The 19,103-nt window shown below is 35.5% G+C and carries 19 protein-coding genes; 6 read left to right on the forward strand and 13 right to left on the reverse strand.

Annotated elements, in window-relative coordinates:
* Positions 1–118 precede the first annotated feature (118 nt).
* The 11 genes from LF886_RS14450 to pdhA form a co-directional block, all read right to left on the reverse strand.
* Entirely contained in the window at positions 119–2,851 is a 2,733-nt protein-coding gene (locus LF886_RS14450; protein WP_236850194.1) for a sodium-translocating pyrophosphatase, read from the reverse strand.
* A 350-nt stretch (positions 2,852–3,201) separates the two neighbouring features.
* A complete protein-coding gene (locus LF886_RS14455) occupies positions 3,202–3,813 on the reverse strand; it encodes an inorganic pyrophosphatase (protein ID WP_124531115.1) in 612 nt (203 codons plus the stop codon).
* Positions 3,814–3,830: 17 nt separating this feature from the next.
* Positions 3,831–4,343, reverse strand: a complete 513-nt coding sequence (locus LF886_RS14460) for a hypothetical protein (RefSeq protein WP_236850195.1) — start codon at positions 4,341–4,343, stop codon at positions 3,831–3,833.
* Positions 4,344–4,367: 24 nt separating this feature from the next.
* Complete coding sequence (locus LF886_RS14465; RefSeq protein ID WP_236850196.1) at positions 4,368–5,543, reverse strand: hypothetical protein; 1,176 nt, start codon at positions 5,541–5,543, stop codon at positions 4,368–4,370.
* A gap of 86 nt (positions 5,544–5,629) precedes the next feature.
* A complete protein-coding gene (locus LF886_RS14470) occupies positions 5,630–6,562 on the reverse strand; it encodes a phytanoyl-CoA dioxygenase family protein (RefSeq protein WP_236850197.1) in 933 nt (310 codons plus the stop codon).
* 73 nt (positions 6,563–6,635) lie between these two features.
* Positions 6,636–7,550: a hypothetical protein gene (locus tag LF886_RS14475; protein WP_236850198.1), complete on the reverse strand. Its 915-nt coding sequence runs from the start codon at positions 7,548–7,550 to the stop codon at positions 6,636–6,638.
* Entirely contained in the window at positions 7,547–8,224 is a 678-nt protein-coding gene (gene radC, locus LF886_RS14480; RefSeq protein ID WP_236850199.1) for a RadC family protein, read from the reverse strand. Before radC ends, LF886_RS14475 begins: the two co-directional genes overlap by 4 nt.
* A 16-nt stretch (positions 8,225–8,240) precedes the next feature.
* On the reverse strand, positions 8,241–8,744 hold the full coding sequence (locus tag LF886_RS14485; protein WP_236850200.1) for a murein L,D-transpeptidase catalytic domain-containing protein: 504 nt from the start codon (positions 8,742–8,744) through the stop codon (positions 8,241–8,243).
* Between the two features lie 92 nt (positions 8,745–8,836).
* The gene (locus tag LF886_RS14490) at positions 8,837–9,505 is read right to left on the reverse strand and encodes an ABC transporter ATP-binding protein (protein WP_103232842.1); all 669 of its coding nucleotides are present in this window, start codon (positions 9,503–9,505) and stop codon (positions 8,837–8,839) included.
* A 326-nt stretch (positions 9,506–9,831) separates the two neighbouring features.
* Positions 9,832–11,433, reverse strand: coding sequence for a pyruvate dehydrogenase complex dihydrolipoamide acetyltransferase (locus LF886_RS14495; RefSeq protein WP_152288529.1), 1,602 nt, complete (start codon positions 11,431–11,433; stop codon positions 9,832–9,834).
* 86 nt (positions 11,434–11,519) lie between these two features.
* Positions 11,520–12,521 (reverse strand): pyruvate dehydrogenase (acetyl-transferring) E1 component subunit alpha, encoded by a 1,002-nt coding sequence (gene pdhA, locus LF886_RS14500; protein WP_236850201.1) that lies wholly within the window; start codon positions 12,519–12,521, stop codon positions 11,520–11,522.
* A 533-nt stretch (positions 12,522–13,054) separates the two neighbouring features.
* Here pdhA and LF886_RS14505 point away from each other — a divergent pair.
* The 3 genes from LF886_RS14505 to LF886_RS14515 are packed head-to-tail and all read left to right on the forward strand — an operon-like array spanning position 13,055 to position 15,953.
* On the forward strand, positions 13,055–13,657 hold the full coding sequence (locus tag LF886_RS14505; RefSeq protein ID WP_236850202.1) for a phosphatase PAP2 family protein: 603 nt from the start codon (positions 13,055–13,057) through the stop codon (positions 13,655–13,657).
* Positions 13,658–13,665: 8 nt separating this feature from the next.
* A complete protein-coding gene (locus LF886_RS14510; RefSeq protein WP_236850203.1) occupies positions 13,666–14,172 on the forward strand; it encodes a BlaI/MecI/CopY family transcriptional regulator in 507 nt (168 codons plus the stop codon).
* Complete coding sequence (locus LF886_RS14515) at positions 14,169–15,953, forward strand: DUF4153 domain-containing protein (protein WP_236850204.1); 1,785 nt, start codon at positions 14,169–14,171, stop codon at positions 15,951–15,953. The genes LF886_RS14510 and LF886_RS14515 overlap by 4 nt, the downstream gene beginning before the upstream one ends.
* 63 nt (positions 15,954–16,016) lie before the next feature.
* Here LF886_RS14515 and LF886_RS14520 read toward each other — a convergent pair whose 3' ends face one another.
* Both LF886_RS14520 and LF886_RS14525 read right to left on the reverse strand, forming a co-directional pair.
* On the reverse strand, positions 16,017–16,769 hold the full coding sequence (locus LF886_RS14520) for a hypothetical protein (RefSeq protein WP_236850205.1): 753 nt from the start codon (positions 16,767–16,769) through the stop codon (positions 16,017–16,019).
* A gap of 139 nt (positions 16,770–16,908) precedes the next feature.
* Positions 16,909–17,271: an RNA recognition motif domain-containing protein gene (locus LF886_RS14525; RefSeq protein ID WP_109738282.1), complete on the reverse strand. Its 363-nt coding sequence runs from the start codon at positions 17,269–17,271 to the stop codon at positions 16,909–16,911.
* 332 nt (positions 17,272–17,603) lie between these two features.
* Here LF886_RS14525 and LF886_RS24140 point away from each other — a divergent pair, with 332 nt between their 5' ends.
* The 3 genes from LF886_RS24140 to LF886_RS14535 all read left to right on the forward strand — a co-directional run bounded on the left by LF886_RS24140 (position 17,604) and on the right by LF886_RS14535 (position 18,993).
* Positions 17,604–17,804, forward strand: coding sequence for a hypothetical protein (locus tag LF886_RS24140; protein WP_410685635.1), 201 nt, complete (start codon positions 17,604–17,606; stop codon positions 17,802–17,804).
* A 236-nt stretch (positions 17,805–18,040) separates the two neighbouring features.
* Entirely contained in the window at positions 18,041–18,436 is a 396-nt protein-coding gene (locus tag LF886_RS14530) for an acyl-CoA thioesterase (RefSeq protein ID WP_236850206.1), read from the forward strand.
* A complete protein-coding gene (locus LF886_RS14535) occupies positions 18,433–18,993 on the forward strand; it encodes a helix-turn-helix domain-containing protein (protein ID WP_236850207.1) in 561 nt (186 codons plus the stop codon). Before LF886_RS14530 ends, LF886_RS14535 begins: the two co-directional genes overlap by 4 nt.
* Positions 18,994–19,103: the final 110 nt, after the last annotated feature.

The following is a 19,103-nucleotide window of genomic DNA, read 5'->3' on the forward strand; positions in this document are numbered from 1 at the left end:
TTCCCGCGGATTGCACAGATAATTGCAGGTATCTTATTTGCCTGAGTTTTATTTTTAAGAATAACCAATAAAAAAGCACCGCCAGAGCGATGCTTTTCTATTATTTTTAACATTGATTCTAAAGAGCCAAAACTCTTACGTCAATTCTTCTGTTTTTTGCTTTACACTCGTCTGTATCATTCGCTTCGCATACCGGATGTTGGGATCCATATCCTTCTGCTTCTATTCTGTCTGCTGAAATTCCTAATTCAAGGAGTTTCAATTTTGCAGTTTGTGCTCTTAAATTGGATAACTTGATATTACTATCCTCATTACCGCTATTATCTGTATATCCGCCTAATTTAATTTTTAAATCCGGATAGGCATTTAAAATTTCAGCTAACGTATTCACCTGAAGTACAGATTCTGCTTTCAGATCACTTGAACCTGTTTCAAAATAAAGGTTTTCAATCGTGTACCATTTATTCGGGTCTAATGCAGATTTGTCTTTTTGTTTCACTACATTATAAAGCTGATAAAGCTGACTACCATCTCCAATGGCAATCGTTTTTCCTCCATCCAGCTTTATTTTTTGAATATTTCCTGTTTCATATACAAAGTCTCCGCTTTCATTAAGGTGTCCTTTAATTTCTCCAGGAACAGCAGTAATGATTTTCGTATCTCCATTAACACCCGTTGCAGCATTGGAAATCCCTGTAAGGCTTTCAATTTTTGCTTTTCTGTTCGCTTCAATTTTGTCTTTATGTAAAACGGCCAAAGTAGGCGCAATAACCAATGAAACGATTGACATTAATTTGATCAAGATGTTCATAGAAGGTCCGGAAGTGTCTTTAAACGGATCTCCAACCGTATCTCCTGTTACAGATGCTTTATGTGGCTCTGAACCTTTGTAATAGGTCTGTCCATTGATATCCACTCCTTTTTCAAATGATTTTTTAGCATTATCCCATGCTCCTCCTGCATTATTCTGAAACATTCCCATCAGAACTCCACATACCGTAGCTCCTGCCAAAAATCCACCTAATACTTCAGGTCCAAAAATAAAACCAACTAAAATGGGTGAAATAATAGTAATAGCTCCGGGAAGCATCATTTTTCTGATAGATGCATCGGTGGAGATCGCGACACATTTTTCGTATTCAGGTTGTGCTTTTCCTTCTAAGATCCCTGGAATTTCACGGAATTGTCTTCTTACCTCTTCTACCATCGCCATTGCTGCCTGTCCTACTGCTGTAATGGCCAGTGAAGAGAAGATAAATGGGATCATTCCTCCTACAAACAACCCTGCCAGAACATCTGCTCTGTAAATATCAATACCGTCAATGCCAGCAATTCCTACAAAGGCAGCAAATAAAGCTAATGCAGTCAAAGCTGCAGAAGCAATAGCAAATCCTTTTCCACTGGCTGCCGTTGTGTTTCCAACCGCATCCAGAATATCTGTTTTTTCACGTACTTCTTTTGGGAGCTCACTCATTTCAGCAATTCCTCCGGCATTATCTGCAATCGGTCCGAAAGCATCAATAGCGAGCTGCATGGCAGTAGTTGCCATCATTCCGGCAGCTGCAATGGCGACCCCGTACAGTCCAGCACATAAATAAGATCCGTAAATACCACCTGCCAATACAAGGATTGGAAGAAGTGTAGATTCCATACCAACAGCCAAACCGCCGATAATATTTGTTGCATGGCCTGTAGAAGACTGTCTTACAATACTTGAAACGGGTCTCTTGCCCATAGCTGTATAATATTCTGTGATGATACTCATCAAAGTACCTACAACAAGTCCTACCATTATAGCTCCGAAAACACCCATTTTAGTAAATTCATGCCCTCTGAGTACCATTTTTTCAGGAAGAAGATAGTTGACCAAGAAATAAGAAGATATAGCTGTAATCACGATACTTCCCCAGTTCCCCAAGTTCAGGGCATTCTGTACACTGGAAGTAGATGAACCTTCATTATCATTAATTTTAACAAATAAAGTTCCGATCATTGAAAATATAATTCCTGTTCCTGCAATCAGCATCGGTAAAAGGATTGGGGCAAAACCTCCGAAAGCATCCTCTGAAATAGTTTCCCGGCCCAAGACCATGGTCGCTAAAACTGTTGCAACGTAAGATCCAAAAAGGTCAGCTCCCATTCCTGCTACATCTCCTACATTATCACCTACATTATCTGCAATCGTTGCAGGATTTCGGGGATCGTCTTCCGGGATTCCGGCTTCCACTTTTCCTACAAGGTCAGCCCCTACATCTGCCGCTTTTGTATATATACCACCACCTACTCTAGCAAAAAGTGCTATAGACTCAGCTCCCAGAGAAAATCCAGTAAGAATTTCGATGGTTTTTTCCATTTCCAAAGAATCTACTGTGGCCTCGGGAGCAAAGATCTGCTTAATGATGATGAATAGAGTCCCTAAGCCTAAAACAGCGAGCCCAGCAACCCCCATTCCCATTACAGAACCTCCTGTAAAAGATACTTTAAGAGCTTTTGAGAGGGAGGTTCTTGCTGCTTCTGCAGTCCTCACATTGGCTTTGGTAGCGATTTTCATTCCGATAAAGCCTGCTAATGCGGAGAATACAGCTCCTACAGCAAAGGCAATTCCGATACTCCAGTGTGAGTTGGAATTACTCAATCCCATCACTGCCAGTAATATCGCGACCACTACAACAAAGTACGTTAAGATTTTGTATTCAGCCTTTAGAAAAGCCATTGCTCCGTCTGCAATATGGCCGCTGATTATTTTCATTTTTTCATTTCCGGCATTCTGTTTACTTACCCAGTTGCTCTGAAGAAATGTATAAAGCAAAGCTACGACACCAAAAATTGGCACTAACATAAATAGATCCATAGTTTAATATTTTTTTGGTAATAGAAAATTAAATATAATAAATAATTACCATCAAAGCATTAAAAACTTTAACAGTATGATGTTTATCATCAAAAAAATATAAATATGACAACGAAATAATGATGATCAGAACCTGTGAAAAAGCGAGACTGAATAAAGGTTTCAGAGAAGTATGTGGAATAGAAAATCTTTGAAGAAATTAAACCATTAAGATTTAATAAGTAAATAAGAAAGTTAAGAAGAGTTCCCCTGGAAATAAGATTTATTCCCATTGAAACGGTTCTTTTAGACAACAAAAAAGGATAAACAAAAAATTTGTTTATCCTTTTTTTATTTTAAATCCGAGTATTTTATCCTCCGAATTTTTCTGCATAATCTTTTTGAGAAGCGATGATCACTTTTCTAGCGTGCTCAGCTCCATATACCTCATGAATTCTGCATTTAGCAGGCTCATCTGGTAAGTTCTTATACGTTAAGAAATAGTGCATCAATCTTTTAACTTCTGCTTCCGGAAGCTCAGAAATATCTCTGAAATGTCCAAAAGCGTGGTCACCGATCATTACTGCGACGATTTTATCATCAGCTTCTCCACCATCGATCATTTTGAAACCACCGATTGGAATAGCTTCCATTAATAATCCTCCGGAATGAATATTGTGAGAGCTTAATACACAAATATCAAGCGGATCGTGATCTCCTTCCGTCACATCATCAGCCCCAGCTTCTACAGCCAGTTTCATAACTTCAGTGTGGCAATATGTTCTTGGAACAAACCCATATAAAGCGGGAATAATATTAGAAAATTTCTGAGGTCTGTCTACCTTTAAAAATCCTGTTTCTTTATCTACTTCATATTTAATTGTATCTGAAGGAACGATTTCCACGAATACGTTTACAACATTTGGCGCATCTTCTCCTGCAGAAACCCCATGCCATGGATGTGCTTTAAAATTTGGAATCATTATTTATCTGTTATTTTTTAAGTTATTATTAAAATTTCTTTTCTTAAATCTTCTATTGTTTCAACAATATAGTCATTGCTTTCCATGTAGTTCATGATGAAAATCGTTTTGAACTCATCCAGCTGAACCTCTCCTTTCAATCCGTCATAGGTTTTATGAAGAAGCTCTATAATTGCATTTTTAGAGTCTACGATATTCTTCCATGAATTTTTTGTGATGTATAACTGTTGTGAGGAGTTATATTCAAATTCTTCATTAATGGTCTTTTCTGTAAGGAAAATAAACTCATGAACGGCCAGTTCACTGTCAAATCTCTGGATAAGGTTTGACGGTTTCATTCTGTCCAGAAACAGGGTCATCCTTTCATAGGAATGGGCCTTATTCTCTGAATTTGATTTCATAGTGAGTAATTTGATTTCCTGGTTTTTAAGGGTGATGTACGAGTGTACAAATTGTCTGAGCAAAACCAGAAAAGGAATTGCAATAATCAATGCAAATGCATACGGTAAATATCCTGAAAGACTCGTCATAATTTTAGACTGCAAAATTACTAATTATTTTCCGTCTTCTAAAGAGTTTTTAAAGATATCCACTTTAGAATTCTGGATATAGATCAATGCGAGGATAATGATGAGATAAAAGCCCAGCATCATCCTGTTGGCCAGAGACGGAAAAACCAAAAATCTCAGCATCACAGTTCCATATATAATCACGAAAAACAAGAGCTGAGCCTGTATTTTTTTATTACGGAACGAAAAATTATTAGCCAGAATGATCGCTATAAAAATCAATAGGATCGGAAAATATGAACCGTTGAATTCCAGCATTATTTTACTTTTAATAAAATGAATATAATCTGAAAACAAAAACGGATCAGGCTGCGAAACAGGATAAATCTGAACCTGAGTAAACTGATTCATAAAGAGTGTAGACCACGAAACCTGATTGAAAACCTGTATTAAAAAGAAAGAAAGGAACAGATACCCATATGATATAAACAATGGGCCTATTTTTAACTGAAGTTTGTTTCTGTAAAGGTAAATAAGGACATACAGACATGAATAAAAGATAAAATATTCCGGTCTTGTCAAAATGCATAACATGGCAAATATACCTGCAAGAAAGAAATTCCTTCTCACTAAAAACACATAGAAGCTCAAAAGAAGCAACAGACATGATAAAGAATCTGCTGAAACGTGTCTTGCTGACTCCGGAAGAGGCTTGAACATGGAAATTAAAATCGTGATGACGAAAGCAAAAGTATAATTTTTCAGAATTTTTATCAAAAAGCTGAAAATCAGAATAAGAATCAGTGCGTAAGAAATACTTGATATTAAAGAGTTGGAGGCAGAAGCACTGAAACCCAGTTTGAAGAATGACCAGTTGACAAAGTTATAAAAGGGTTTTACCACAAAAAGCTGCAGTTCTTCTTCGTAGGCTTTGGGATTTTCTGATAATATTTTGTAATACGTGCTTTCTCCTTTTGCTACCTCTTCCACCATAGGATCTACAGGTCCTAATCCTGCAAAATTGGGGTCCTTTTCCCTCAGTTCATCATATACTTTCTGATGAATCTCTTCAATTTTCATATCGGGGTATTCTGTTTTATAAATCAGCCCCATATAAGCTTCCATATCCGTATTGTAATACTGGTGGGTATACAGATAGTATGACATGAAACATACATAGATTGAAAATATAAAAACAAGAATATTTCCCTTTTTTTTCATACGTTGATATTATAAGAATACAAATGTAAAGAAACTATCTTTTAAACCCGTATTCTTATAAAAAGCTTTTATGATAAGGGAATGCCTTAAAGTTCAAACAGAGCCGGTCTTTGGGTCACTTCATGATAGCATACGCTGTTTTCGTCAAAGAAATGATATACAAGACTTTTTCTCGTTCTGTTTTTATCGGTGTGAGGTTCGCCACCGTGAAGGATATTGGCATGCCAGATTAATAGATCTCCTTTTTTCGCCTTAAAAACTTCTTTTTTTAATCCCAGTTCTTTTACTTTATCTTCAAGGAATGTTTCATAAGCTCTGTAGCTTTTTTTTCCAATTTTCAAAGCTGTTCCTTCGTTATCATAATCTGAATTCAGGAAATAAGGCAGCTTATGGCTTTTGGGAATATAATGCAGGGCACCGTTCGTTTCATCCACATCTTCCAGTGCAATCCATACTCCAAGCAAACCTCCTAGCGGATAAGTAGTCATGTGAATACTGTCCGAATGGGTTTTCTGCTGGCTTCCATTGATGAAATTGATACTTTGAAAAAGTTTAGATTTTCCGTTCAGCAAAACAGATAAAAAGTCTAACAATTCCTTGTCACTTCCAATATTTCTAATGATTTCCGAATGATGAATGGCAAACATCAGCTTTCCTCCGTAAATAAACTTCAGCGTTCCCTCTTCCATCAGCTTATCAATTTCCATATTGATTTGATCTGCCGTTTCTGGAGTCAGAAAATTCCTTAGAATCAAATATCCGTTATCATCATATTGAAGGGTACTTTCTTTATTTTCTTCTGATAGCTTTTTAAAAAAGGGGGTTTCCGTAAGTTTTGTATAGTCTACCGTTCTTGTACTGGCAGGAAGATGCACAAAATCTTTACTCGAAATACTTGAAAAATAGTTCTTATCAATTCCGTATTTTTTATACAGCGGAATATTATGCTTTAACTTATTCTTTTTAAAGAAGTTATACAGCATATATGATAATTTGTACTGACGAATCTGTTGTAACATAACGGTTTTTACTAGTATTTTATAAAGTTACAGAATATTACTTAATTAGAACCAATCTAAACAATGCTTTTCATCATAAAAAAGGCTTTCCTTTCATAATAAGATTACCCAATTTTTTAAAAAGATTTTTTTTTGAATTTTCAATAATGCCGTAAGGTCTTAATTCCGGACGGAATCCTCTGAAAAACTCTTCAATATTTGGTAATTCTCCTCCTTCAAAATCAAATATATGAGTTTCTATATTTTCTTTAATCAGATGGTCAATCAATAACGAGGCTCCTGATAATTTCACATAATCTTTATCATTAAAATTACCTAAAAGTGCCACCATATTGCAGTCTGTGTAAGTAGCAATTACGTTTACAATCTTACTTTGGTAGTAAAAAGCAGTGAATTTCAGATAATCTAACTTGTGAAAACTTTCGAAAATCCTCATAAATTCAGACAGGTCATTGTCTTTGCTGAGTCCTATCGTGTTGGCTTCAATAAAAGTCTTTGCGTTGTCATAAGAAATGGGTAGGATTTCCGATTCTTTTAAAACTTCTTCATTCAGCCGAAGTTTTCTTTTTCTTTTGGGAGAATATTTGACATAAACTTTTTCATAAGAATCAGGATACAATAAAAAATTCTTTTTGATTCTGATTTTAGTACGAAGCTGGTTTACATCATTAAAAGGATACGCTCTGATCATGTAATTTTTTTCCAGAAATGCTAAAAAAGCCTCATTAAGATCCACATCATCTTTGTCTGAAAAAACACCGAGCTGCTGACAAAGTTTCGGGTTGTGTACAATTTTCACTCCATACTTTCTTACAAAAGGCACAGGCATTACTGCTTTGTAATCTTTGTAAACCAGAATTTCCCATGGCATCGTTGAAGTAGTATCTAAAAAGTCTTTTGTAGCAGAATATTTTCTTTGTTCGGAGTTCTCTAAACATTGAGCATATTTTACAAAATCAATTTCATGGTATTTCAATCTTCTAATCATAATAATCCTGCGTCAGAGAAACTAAAATAGGAATCCTGCGTGACAATAATATGGTCTAAAAGCTGGATACTCAACGTCTGTCCTGCTTCTTTTATTTTTTGTGTAATGCTGATATCTTCTCTGCTTGGTTTCAAGCTTCCGGAAGGATGGTTGTGAGCAATGATAATCCCTGTTGAAAATTGATCCAACGCTGCTTTGTAAAGAATTCTCACATCTACAATGGATTGGCTGATGCCTCCCTGAGTAAGTTGAGAAACATGTATAACTTTATTATTGTTGTTTAGAAAAATAGCCCAAAATTCTTCTGTTCTTAAATCAGAAAGCTGATTTCTAAGAATAACATAAGCATCACTGCTATTCCCGATGATCGTCTTTTCCGGAATTTCCTGTACAGCTTTTCTTCTTCCTATTTCTAAAGCCGAAATGATGGAAATGGCTTTTGTCTCTCCAATTCCTTTGAATTTTATCAGATCCTTAACAGAAAGTAGACTCAGCTGATGCCAGCTGTTATTGACAGAGGTTAAAATTTTCCTTGCCAGCTCTACCGCGTTCTCCTCTCTATTTCCACTTCCCATAATAATAGCCAGCAGCTCAGAATCAGAAAGTGAGCTTTTGCCTTTTTGCAAAAACTTTTCTCTGGGTCTGTCATCTTCAGCAAGAAGTTTTATAGCCATGGAAATATATTATAGATTAATAGAAAGCATATAAAATCACAGGTTTCGTCGACTGATCAATATATTTTGAGGTTTCTTTAAAGGCATTTACAGAAAGCATCGGACATCCTAAGCTTAAACATGCCGGAGTCTGAGATTCAGCATCAGGAATGCATCCATAAGAATGAAGTACAATCGCTCTCTGCATGGCATTGCTATTGGTAGAGTCCAGGCCTTTTAAGCGATAGGCTTTTCCAAACTTTCCTACATAACTTTCTCCTATGGCATATTTTCCGAGAGATGACTGATAAGAGCCTTCTGTATTACTGAATTTTAAAGCATCTGAACGTGGAATAACAGAACCTGAACCATGGGAAACAACAGCCTGTTGGACAATTGTATTTTTTTTCAGGTTATAAATGAAGTACCTGTATTTTCCGGAAGGCATTTTAAAATTGATAAAAACAGCCAGTTCCTGATTATACTCTTTTCCTTTAATATAATTTTTAACCTCTGAAATTCTTTCCTGAGGTACGTTCATTGAACTCAACTGTTGAGATTCAACTTTTGAACAGGAAATAAAAATTACAAAAAGAAAAATAAAGTGTTTCATTATTTGGGGTCTGTATACTCCTATTCTATGATCATCCCGTCTTTCATAACGAGCTTACGGTCTGTTATTTCTGCAAGATTCGGATTGTGGGTTACAATCACAAAGGTCTGATTGTATTTGTCTCTCAGATCAAAAAACAATCTGTGAAGATCATCCGCATTCTTAGAGTCCAGGTTTCCTGTAGGCTCATCTGCAAAAATAATTTTTGGTGAATTGATTAAAGCCCTAGCCACCGCAACTCTTTGCGCTTCTCCACCTGAAAGCTGATTGGGTTTATGCTGCAGTCTTTGTTCTATTTTTAAATCTTCAAATAAAGCATACGCCTTTTCAAGTGCTTCTTTTTCATTGGCTCCAGCAATTCTTGTCGGAAGCAAAACGTTTTCCAGTGCGGTAAACTCCGGAAGCAGCTGATGAAACTGAAATACAAAGCCGATATTCTGATTTCTAAATTTCGATAACTGCTTATCATTCATATTAATAAATGACTCTCCTGCTATTTCAATTTCAGTATCATATTTATTTGATTGGCTTGGATGATCCAAAGTTCCTAAAATTTGAAGCAATGTAGATTTACCTGCTCCAGATTCTCCTACAATAGAAACCACCTCGCCCATTTTGATGTGAATATCAACTCCTTTCAGTACTTCTAAATTCCCATAAGATTTATGGATATTTCTTGCTTTAATCATGATTCAAAAATAGTAATTTGATTTTGAAATTCCATCAAAAAATGCGGTGATAATTTTCAATTCTCAAATTGATATCCCAATAAAACCTTCCTTACAATTTGGAAAGTAAATCAAATTTAATGGATTTTGTAAATTTTGTTCTTAATGATTATAAGAATTAGACATCAGTAGTATAATCTACAACCTTATAGCTCTTATTCTTATTTTCCGAGCCAACAAGATTTATGAAATATTTTAGATATTGTTCCGGGTATTGGCATTTCAAATTCCCAATAAACAAAAAAACCTCCCGATTTGGGAGGTTTTATTATTTTCATTTCAGAAAATTACAGTAACAATGTTAATGGACTTTCTAAATATGTTCTTAATGTTTGTAAGAATTGTGCACCTGTAGCTCCATCTACTACTCTGTGGTCACATGCCAATGAAAGTTTCATGGTGTTTCCAACTACGATCTGACCATCTTTAACGATTGGTTTCTCGATAATTGCTCCTACTGAAAGGATTGCAGAGTTAGGTTGATTGATGATACTTGTAAATGTCTCGATTCCGAACATTCCTAAGTTAGAAATAGAGAATGTAGATCCCTCCATTTCATTAGCCTTAAGACCTTTGCTTTTTGCTCTTGAAGCCATATCTTTTACGGATGCAGAAATCTGAGTGTACGTCATCTGATCTGTATTTTTCAATACAGGAACTACCAATCCGTCGGGAATAGCTACTGCTACACCAATGTTGATATTTCCTCTGTGGATGATCTTATCTCCTGCCCAGCTTGAATTTACCTGAGGGTGTTTTCTTAAAGCAATTGCAGTCGCTTTAATGATCATATCATTGAAAGAGATCTTAGTATCAGGTAAAGAATTGATTTCTTTTCTTGCCTCAATTGCTTTATCCATGTTGATCTCAACCATCAGATAGTAGTGAGGTGCAGAGAATTTACTTTCAGCAAGACGTTTTGCTATAATATTTCTCACCTGAGAGTTTTGAGTCTCTGTATCTTCACCTTGTACGAAGTTTACTGCAACAGGAGCAGCGCTTGCTGCAGGAGCTGAAGCAGCTGGTTTCGCAGCTGGCTGATAGTTTTCAATATCTTTTTTAACGATTCTTCCGTTTTCTCCAGATCCCTGAACACTGTTGATGTCAACTCCTTTATCCTGAGCCATTTTCTTAGCCAATGGAGAGATTGCCACTCTGTCAGAAGATGAAGCGTCAGCAGCCGGAGCAGCTTTTTCTTCTGTTTTCGCTTCTGCTTTTTGTTCAGCTGGTTTTTCAGTTGACTGAGCAGCAGCTTTTGGAGCACCTACCGCAGAAATATCAGTTCCTGCAGGGCCAATAATGGCTAATACAGAATCAACAGGAGCAGCTCCTCCTTCTTCTACACCTTGCTTCAATAATACTCCATTGAATTCAGATTCGAAATCCTGTACTGCTTTATCTGTTTCGATCTCAGCAAGAAGGTCACCTTCTTTTACTGTATCGCCTACATTTTTATGCCATTTAGCTACCTTACCTTCTGTCATTGTATCAGAAAGTCTAGGCATTGTAATAACTTCTACTCCAGCCGGAACTTCTGCCGCAGCAGATTCAGTTACAGGAGCCTCAGCTTTAGGTTGTTCTTCGGATTTTTTTTCTTCAGAACCTGCACTTGGAGCAGCAGCTCCGCCTGTCAATCCTGAAATATCTTCTCCTTCATTACCGATAATTGCTAAAACAGAGTCTACAGCAGCAGCACCTCCTTCTTCTACACCTACGTATAAAAGGGTACCTTCTATCTCAGATTCGAAATCCTGAACTGCTTTGTCAGTTTCAATTTCAGCTAAAATATCTCCTTCTTTTACTTTATCTCCAACTTTTTTATGCCATTTTGCCACTTTACCTTCCGTCATAGTGTCGGATAGGCGGGGCATCGTAATTACTTCTGCCATAATTTTCTAATATGATAATTTGTTAATGTGATGACGTGAGAATTAAAAAATTTAATTCATTTTCAAATTCTCAAATTATCTAATTATTAATTTTCTAATTTGTCTAGGAATGGATAATTTTCCTGAGCGTATACATATTCATAGATCTTATCAACCTCTGGATAAGGAGAGTTTTCCATAAATTCGATACATTCGTCAACGAAGTCTCTTGATTTATTATCCGTAGCTTCCAATTCTGCTTCTGTAGCCCATCCGTTTTCTAAAATTCTGTGCTTTACAAGCTCGATTGGGTCATCATTTTTATGAATAGCTACCTCTTCTTTAGATCTGTATGGCTCAGCATCAGACATAGAGTGTCCTCTGTAACGGTAAGTTCTTGCTTCAATGAATGTAGGCCCGTCTCCTCTTCTTGCTCTTTCAATAGCTTCATAAGCAGCTTCTGCTACTTTTTCAGGATCCATTGCATCTACAGCAAGGCAAGGCATTTCGTATCCTAATCCTAATTTATAGATATCTTCGTGGTTGGCAGTTCTTTTTACAGAAGTTCCCATTGCATATTGGTTGTTTTCCACAACAAATACTACAGGCAGCTTCCAGTTCATAGCCATGTTGAATGTCTCATGTAAAGAACCTTGTCTTGCAGCACCATCTCCAAAGAAACAGATGTTCACTGCTTTTCTGTCAAAATATTTATCTGCGAAAGCAATACCTGCTCCTAAAGGAATTTGTCCTCCAACGATACCGTGTCCTCCATAAAAACGGTGTTCTTTACTGAAAATGTGCATAGATCCACCCATACCTCCAGATGTTCCTGTAGCTTTACCACAAAGTTCAGCCATGATTCTTTTAGGATCCACTCCCATCGCCATTGGATGAATGTGACATCTGTAAGCAGTAATCATACTATCCTTTGATAAATCCATCGCATGCGTGAATCCAGCAGGGATAGCTTCCTGACCATTATACAAATGTAAAAAACCTCTGATCTTTTGTTTTAGGTAAAGAGAACGGCATTTGTCTTCAAACCTTCTCCACATTGTCATATCTTCATACCACTTCAGGTATACCTCTTTAGAAAATTCTTTCATGTGTTAGCTCTTGCTTTTTTATGATGAAATAGTTGAGCAAAATTATGAAAAAAACTTCGTTTTTATTCTATACATAGATAACTTTTCGTTTTTTCTGTAAAATCTATTTGCGCGCTGAATGGATTATTCTTAATTTTCGAGCCTTGGATGTGCTCATGAAGCTCCGTCCCATCTGTTATTTCTCTACTGTCATATATAAGGAACAAGCCTATCTATGTGCCTTTTCTGAAATAGTAAAAGGGGCAGAAATATCAGAAATTCATGGCTCATTATTCCTCTTCTCCCTTCTCCTTTAATTATTGTTAACATAACTTTTGGTCATTTCAGCAGCTTCTTTTCAGGGGAAATTCTATCAACTTCGAGTTTTTCTCTTTAGTATTATTAATGAATTTAATATAAAAATTAAAAAAGGCCCCTCTTACGACAAACACATTGATAAACATTCACTTAAATAATTTCCACATCCCTCCTATTGATCTGTATCCATTTGATTTTTGAGGTTATAATAGTATATTTGGTTTTTAAACTAAAATATGGAAGAAAAGCAGTCTTCATTACTACACAAGATTTCAAAAGTCATCTCTGATTTTTTCAATCCTTTGGTCTCTCTGATCATTTTTTTTGTATACATGAGCATCAGGGAATACACCCTTAAAGATTCTTTACTTTATTTCCTTCCCATATTATCAATGATCATTATTCCCGTTGTCATATGGCTTGTGTGGAATGTGAAGACGGGAAGATATACCAATATGGATGTATCCAACCGGGTTCAAAGAAAAACCCTTTATATATTTATTGCAGTCTGTGTAATTGCTTATCTTATTTTCAATTACATCAGAAACGGATCTATTGATCTTATCATGCTGTTTATTTTAATCCTTCTTTTTGCTCTTCAGATCAGCAATCTTTACATCAAAAGCTCGATGCATACTGCATTCAACATATTTGTAGCTGCATTATTTTTCTCATTGGGCTGGAAAATGGGACTTGCCTGGCTGGGAATCGCTATTTTGGTTGGCATTACCCGGGTTATTTTAAAAAGGCACACCGTAAAAGAAGTATTTATGGGCGCTGGAATAGCTTTTATGGTATCTTTTATCTATCTTTATTGCAATATTCAATTTCAACATTAGAATACTCTATGAAAATAAATCATCTTACCGCCGCTGAGGAAAACTTTATGAAGCTGTTTTGGAAAATGGAATCTTTCTATCTGAAGGATGTTATGGAGCAGCATCCGGAACCGAAACCACACCAGAACACGGTTTCCACTTATTTGAAAATATTAGTTGAAAAAGGCTATCTATCAACAGTAAAAGAAGGAAGGATCTTCAAATACACTGTACTTGTTCCTTTGACAGAGTATAAAAAATTCCTATTGAAAGAACTTTCGCGCAACTTTTTCAATGATTCTGGAAAAGAAATTCTGGAACTTCTATTAAGTGAAAAATTGATCTCCCAGGAAGATATGAAAGGACATTTTGATCTTAAAATCGAAATAAAACCAGCCAAAATTGAAGAACCTAAATTTGAAATTGCTGAAGAAATTTTAAGTCCAAAAAAAGAGAAAAAGACCAAAGTAAAAGAGAAAGACAAGAAGAAAAAAAGAAAAAGGACTAACCTAAATTCTAAAAACACCAAATCATGAAAACAAAATTCCAGGAAACGATAAGCCGGGCCAATGAAGTCATTTTCAGATATCCAATAATTCTGGTCATGGCTTTATTAGCTTCTACTGGTGCCATTTGTATTGCGGAAAGTACCTTTAATGAAACTACCGTTTACACCAGATTTACTATTTGTGCCTGTCTCGGAATTTCCCTGATGTTTGCATTGAAAATGTTATCTCAGAGAATCAGGAAAGAATTACTGTTACATGTATTGGGTATTGCTTTTCTTATAGGCTTCTATTGTATTCTGCCTGATAAAAAGAATAATTTCACAGAGGTTTACATTTATATCATTGCCATTACATCACTTCTCTTCCACTTATTGGTTTCTTTTGTTCCGTTTCTGGAGAAAGATAAGGAACTTAGATTTTGGCAGTATAATAAAAATCTCTTTGTCAATTTCTTTCTTACGGTTGTATTCACAGGCGTTTTGACCGGCGGAGTTGAGTTGGCAATCGTAGCTGTTGATAATCTTTTTGATTTTCATTTTCACCACAGGGCTTATACAGATACATTCTTTGTTCTGGCTATTTTTGGGAGCAGCTTTATTTTTCTTTTATTTAATGATAAAGGTTTAAATAATCTCGAAAAAGACGGAACTTATCCTGTTGTTTTAAAGTTTTTCACCCAGTTTATTCTCATTCCGCTACTGCTTATATACGCAGCTATTCTTTACTTCTATTCTGCTAAAATATTAATCAACTGGCAGCTTCCAAGAGGCTGGGTTTCTTACCTTATTTTAGCTTACAGTACCGTTGGTATCCTGGCGTTGCTGCTTGTACATCCACTAAAAGAGGAAAATGCGAAATCATGGGTTAGAATATTTTCAAAGGCATTTTACTATACCATTGCTCCTTTGATTATCCTTCTCTTCACTGCTATTTTTACAAGAATTTTAGAATACGGATATACAGAACCAAGGTATTTTGTGCTGATGCTTGCTCTCTGGCTGCTGAGCATTGTTATTTACTTTATTTTTAATAGAAAAGCTACCATAAAGTTTATTCCGGTCAGTTTATTTCTATTTGGTACTTTTACTTTAATCTTTCCTTATTTCAATGCTTTCAGTGTAGCTCAAAGAAGTCAGAAAACAGAACTGATGAATATTTTAAATAAAAATCAGTTAATCAGTGGCAACAAAATCAATTTCAATAAGAAAGTAACCGATACAATACGGACTGAAATTGCGGATAAATTTGAGTTTCTAGCCGAAAGAAAACAAGGAAAATTTTTATCCAATCTCCTGAATCAAAAAGATCAGACTGAATTATCAGATAATATTGAAAAAGGGGCATTTTATAGCATAAAATATGATATTCAGAACAAGTTTTCAGATGTAAATATCACTTTAAAAAACAAACCGTACGAAGTGAATAGAATTGTTCTCGTTTCTGAAAAACAGATCATGGAAATTGCAAACTATCAATATTTGTTGTCTTTCCCACGCTACAATAGAGATCCACAAAAGCTGAACGAAGATCAATTTGAAATCATAGATCAGTTAACAGAGAAATCATCATTAAAACTAACGTTAAACACTAAGGAAGAAATCGATTTCGGACCACAAATCATCAAATTATTTGAAGACAATAAAAATAAAACCGGAACGGTAAAAGTACCTGATATCGCCATGGAATCTGATTTGGGGAAATACCATGTTAAACTTATTTTTAATGAAATCACACGGGAGAAATACTCCGATGATAATCTTACCAGTATTTATTACGACAATGCTTATCTTCTTATAAGATTAAAATAGATCATAAAATAAAAGCGGCTACCTCGTTGGATAGCCGCTTTTTATTTATCTGAATTAGTTTATTTATCTATTAGTTCCTGAGCTCCATATTGGAGAATAATCGCCATAGATCACTAAGTTTCCATCATTCTGTACTGTAAGCTTATTAGCTCCTCTGCGTGAAGTATTAGAACTCCATACAGATTTATTATAAGAATCATATACAACCAGATTTCCATCACCCTGGAATTCAGCTCTGCTTCCTTTGTTATCCGTTCCGGATGCCCAAATTGAATCGCCATTGTTGTATGACAACACTAAATTTCCGTCATTTTGAAAGGTCAAATAATAATTACCATTAGGTGAAAACACTTTTTCTCCCTTACGGAACTTGTGTCCTGTACTTACATTGCCACTTCCACGACCATAGCCATTATCTCTTCCACCATTGTTTGATTCATTTTTTGAAGCCCAAAGAGGATTAGAACCATTGTAAACAACAAGATTTCCATCATCCTGAATAGCCAATTTATCAGCTCTTCTTCCGTTGGTATTAGAACTGAAGGCTACCCCATTTCCAGGTGTATACACAACTAAATTACCATCATCCTGAAAAACAGCCCTTACTCCTTTGTTGTTCGTATTTGAACTCCACATTGAAGCGCCCGCTCTGTTATACAAAACCAGGTTACCGTCATTCTGGAAAATCAGATAATATCGGTTGTTATTTGCCCAATATTTTCTATTCTGCTCAATTGTCTGCCCAGTGTAAATGTTTTGTGCATTGATTAATAATCCACCAAACACCATCATTAATGCTAATAAATGTTTTCTCATTATAATTATTTTTCGATTGATTGATAATTTTCTAAAATTATGCCAAAACATCATAATATTTCAATCCTAACTCTAATTATATGATTGACTGGAAATTAAATTCCATAAAAAAAGCGGCTTAAAAGCCGCTTCATATTTTTTACCAACGATTTCCGCCTCCGCTACGGTTGTTGTTACCACCGCCATAGCCTCCGCCTCTATTGTTGTTACCTCCGCCGTAACCTCCACCTCTGTTGTTGTCGAAGCTTCTTCTTGGTTTTTCTTCTCTTGGCTTAGCTTCAGATACGTTTAGAGCTTTTCCGTTGAATTCTTTCTGGTTAAGAGCTTCAATAGCCTGCTGTCCTTCTTCATCACCCATCTCTACAAAACCGAAACCTCTGGAACGACCAGTTTCTCTGTCTGTAACGATTTTAGCTGATGATACATCACCAAATTCTGCGAATAGATCGTGCAACTCATACTCTTTAGTTGCGTAATTGATGTTTGAAACAAAAATGTTCATTTTAAAATAAATTAAAAAATTAATAAAAATTTGGTATATAAAAGAAAAGCAACATAAATTAATGAACAAATATTGATTCCAAATATAAACGTATGCAAGATACAATTAAAATAATCAAATCCAAGCTTTTTTTATATATTTCTCACATTATGTTGAATCGAAGCGGTGAAAAGTCACCAAAAACAAAAATAATAAGCTGAATATCAATTAAATAAACCCCAAAACAAGGTTTAGTTAAAATTGTTTAATATTTCAAATAAAATCATAAAAAATATAAAAAGCATACTCCCAATTACGTCAATACTTTTATTGAATCAGCAGAAAACTGCCCAATTTCTGAAGCACTAGCACCTCCTGAAAAGAAAAAGCATACGATTGCCGATCTTCACTATGAGAAACTCATAAAATCCTTATCAATATTCATCAGACGATATTATTTTTCGAATGTTATGTTATTTCAGAGAATGAAAAACACAAAGAAAGTGAAAAATTCTTTTCCAACGGTCAGACACGCCTCCCTTGTTCACATTTAGCCTTAAAATACAAATTTAGAATTCATTATAATAGGAAGGAAAAAAATAGCTCTTTAGCATAGACAGTAAGGAATATCAAACATTCCTAAAATGATACTTCTACGGCAAAAACAAAAGCCATGTGTTCCAAAAGAAAAATGATTGAGAAAATGAATCATCCTTTTCAGATCAATAAATGCTATTCTTTTGAAAAGATCAGCTTTTAACACTAAATTTGTACTGCAAATTAAAAAGACATGAACTACCATACAAGAAAATGGGTAAAACCCGAAGATCTAAACCCAAACCATTCACTTTTCGGAGGAAGACTCCTTCAATGGATCGATGAAGAAGCAGCCCTTTATGCTATTATCCAGTTGGAAAACACAAAAGTGGTAACGAAATTTATCTCTGAAATTAACTTTGTCAGCTCCGCCAAACAGGGAGACATTATAGAAATAGGAATTGAAGCGATCCATTTCGGATCCTCCTCTATTGCTTTAAGGTGTGATGTACGAAACAAAATGACTCATCAAACCATTATTACTGTAGATAAAATTGTAATGGTAAACCTTGATGCAGAAGGTAACCCTGCTCCTCATGGCAAAACCCAGATCGAATTTGTAAAAGACAGGTTAAACGAAAACCTATGAAAATTTTCATAAAAAATATGGTCTGCAACAGATGCATTGCGGCAGTGGAAAACATTTTCCGTAATGCAGATGTAAAGATAAACGTTGCCGTATTAGGTGAAATAGAAACCGATTCTGAAATCTCCCGTGATACAATGCAGATCATAGAAAAACAACTGTTGGATACAGGCTTTGAAAGAATCATGGATTCTGCTCATCAACTTGTTGAAAAAATTAAAAATCTAATTATTGTAAAAGTTAGCGAGCTTGATGTTTCTGAAGATTTTCTGCTTTCAGAATTTTTAAGTTCAAAACTTCATAAGGATTACAGCGCTCTTTCAAAAACGTTTTCACAAAATGAAAATATTACGTTAGAACAGTTCTTCATCCTTCAGAAAATTGAAAAAGTAAAAGAACTTCTTCTGTATAATGAATTCAATCTTACCGAAATTGCAGGAAAGCTTGGCTACAAAAGTGTTCAGCATCTCTCTTCCCAATTCCGGAATGTAACCGGGTTTACTCCTACTGAGTTCAAAAAACTGAAAGAGCACAACCGCAAAGCACTTGACAATCTTTAATATCCTTGAGAGTTTGAGTACTAGGAAATTGACAGTAATTAAAACACAAACATTTTATTCCCTCACCCTAATACACTCAAACTCTCCCACCCTCCAACTTCTCCCTCTCC

It is taken from the genome of Chryseobacterium sp. MEBOG07 (assembly GCF_021869745.1).
Taxonomy (GTDB): Bacteria; Bacteroidota; Bacteroidia; order Flavobacteriales; family Weeksellaceae; genus Chryseobacterium; species Chryseobacterium viscerum.

Excerpts from the sequence above, each read along its gene's own strand:
- LF886_RS14450 (WP_236850194.1), bottom strand. The coding sequence starts at position 2,851 with ATGGATCTATTTATGTTAGTGCCAATTTTTGGTGTCGTAGCTTTGCTT.
- LF886_RS14455 (WP_124531115.1), bottom strand. The coding sequence starts at position 3,813 with ATGATTCCAAATTTTAAAGCACATCCATGGCATGGGGTTTCTGCAGGA.
- LF886_RS14460 (WP_236850195.1), bottom strand. The coding sequence starts at position 4,343 with ATGACGAGTCTTTCAGGATATTTACCGTATGCATTTGCATTGATTATT.
- LF886_RS14465 (WP_236850196.1), bottom strand. The coding sequence starts at position 5,543 with ATGAAAAAAAAGGGAAATATTCTTGTTTTTATATTTTCAATCTATGTA.
- LF886_RS14470 (WP_236850197.1), bottom strand. The coding sequence starts at position 6,562 with ATGTTACAACAGATTCGTCAGTACAAATTATCATATATGCTGTATAAC.
- LF886_RS14475 (WP_236850198.1), bottom strand. The coding sequence starts at position 7,550 with ATGATTAGAAGATTGAAATACCATGAAATTGATTTTGTAAAATATGCT.
- radC (WP_236850199.1), bottom strand. The coding sequence starts at position 8,224 with ATGGCTATAAAACTTCTTGCTGAAGATGACAGACCCAGAGAAAAGTTT.
- LF886_RS14485 (WP_236850200.1), bottom strand. The coding sequence starts at position 8,744 with ATGAACGTACCTCAGGAAAGAATTTCAGAGGTTAAAAATTATATTAAA.
- LF886_RS14490 (WP_103232842.1), bottom strand. The coding sequence starts at position 9,505 with ATGATTAAAGCAAGAAATATCCATAAATCTTATGGGAATTTAGAAGTA.
- LF886_RS14495 (WP_152288529.1), bottom strand. The coding sequence starts at position 11,433 with ATGGCAGAAGTAATTACGATGCCCCGCCTATCCGACACTATGACGGAA.
- pdhA (WP_236850201.1), bottom strand. The coding sequence starts at position 12,521 with ATGAAAGAATTTTCTAAAGAGGTATACCTGAAGTGGTATGAAGATATG.
- LF886_RS14505 (WP_236850202.1), top strand. The coding sequence starts at position 13,055 with ATGGAAGAAAAGCAGTCTTCATTACTACACAAGATTTCAAAAGTCATC.
- LF886_RS14510 (WP_236850203.1), top strand. The coding sequence starts at position 13,666 with ATGAAAATAAATCATCTTACCGCCGCTGAGGAAAACTTTATGAAGCTG.
- LF886_RS14515 (WP_236850204.1), top strand. The coding sequence starts at position 14,169 with ATGAAAACAAAATTCCAGGAAACGATAAGCCGGGCCAATGAAGTCATT.
- LF886_RS14520 (WP_236850205.1), bottom strand. The coding sequence starts at position 16,769 with ATGAGAAAACATTTATTAGCATTAATGATGGTGTTTGGTGGATTATTA.
- LF886_RS14525 (WP_109738282.1), bottom strand. The coding sequence starts at position 17,271 with ATGAACATTTTTGTTTCAAACATCAATTACGCAACTAAAGAGTATGAG.
- LF886_RS14530 (WP_236850206.1), top strand. The coding sequence starts at position 18,041 with ATGAACTACCATACAAGAAAATGGGTAAAACCCGAAGATCTAAACCCA.
- LF886_RS14535 (WP_236850207.1), top strand. The coding sequence starts at position 18,433 with ATGAAAATTTTCATAAAAAATATGGTCTGCAACAGATGCATTGCGGCA.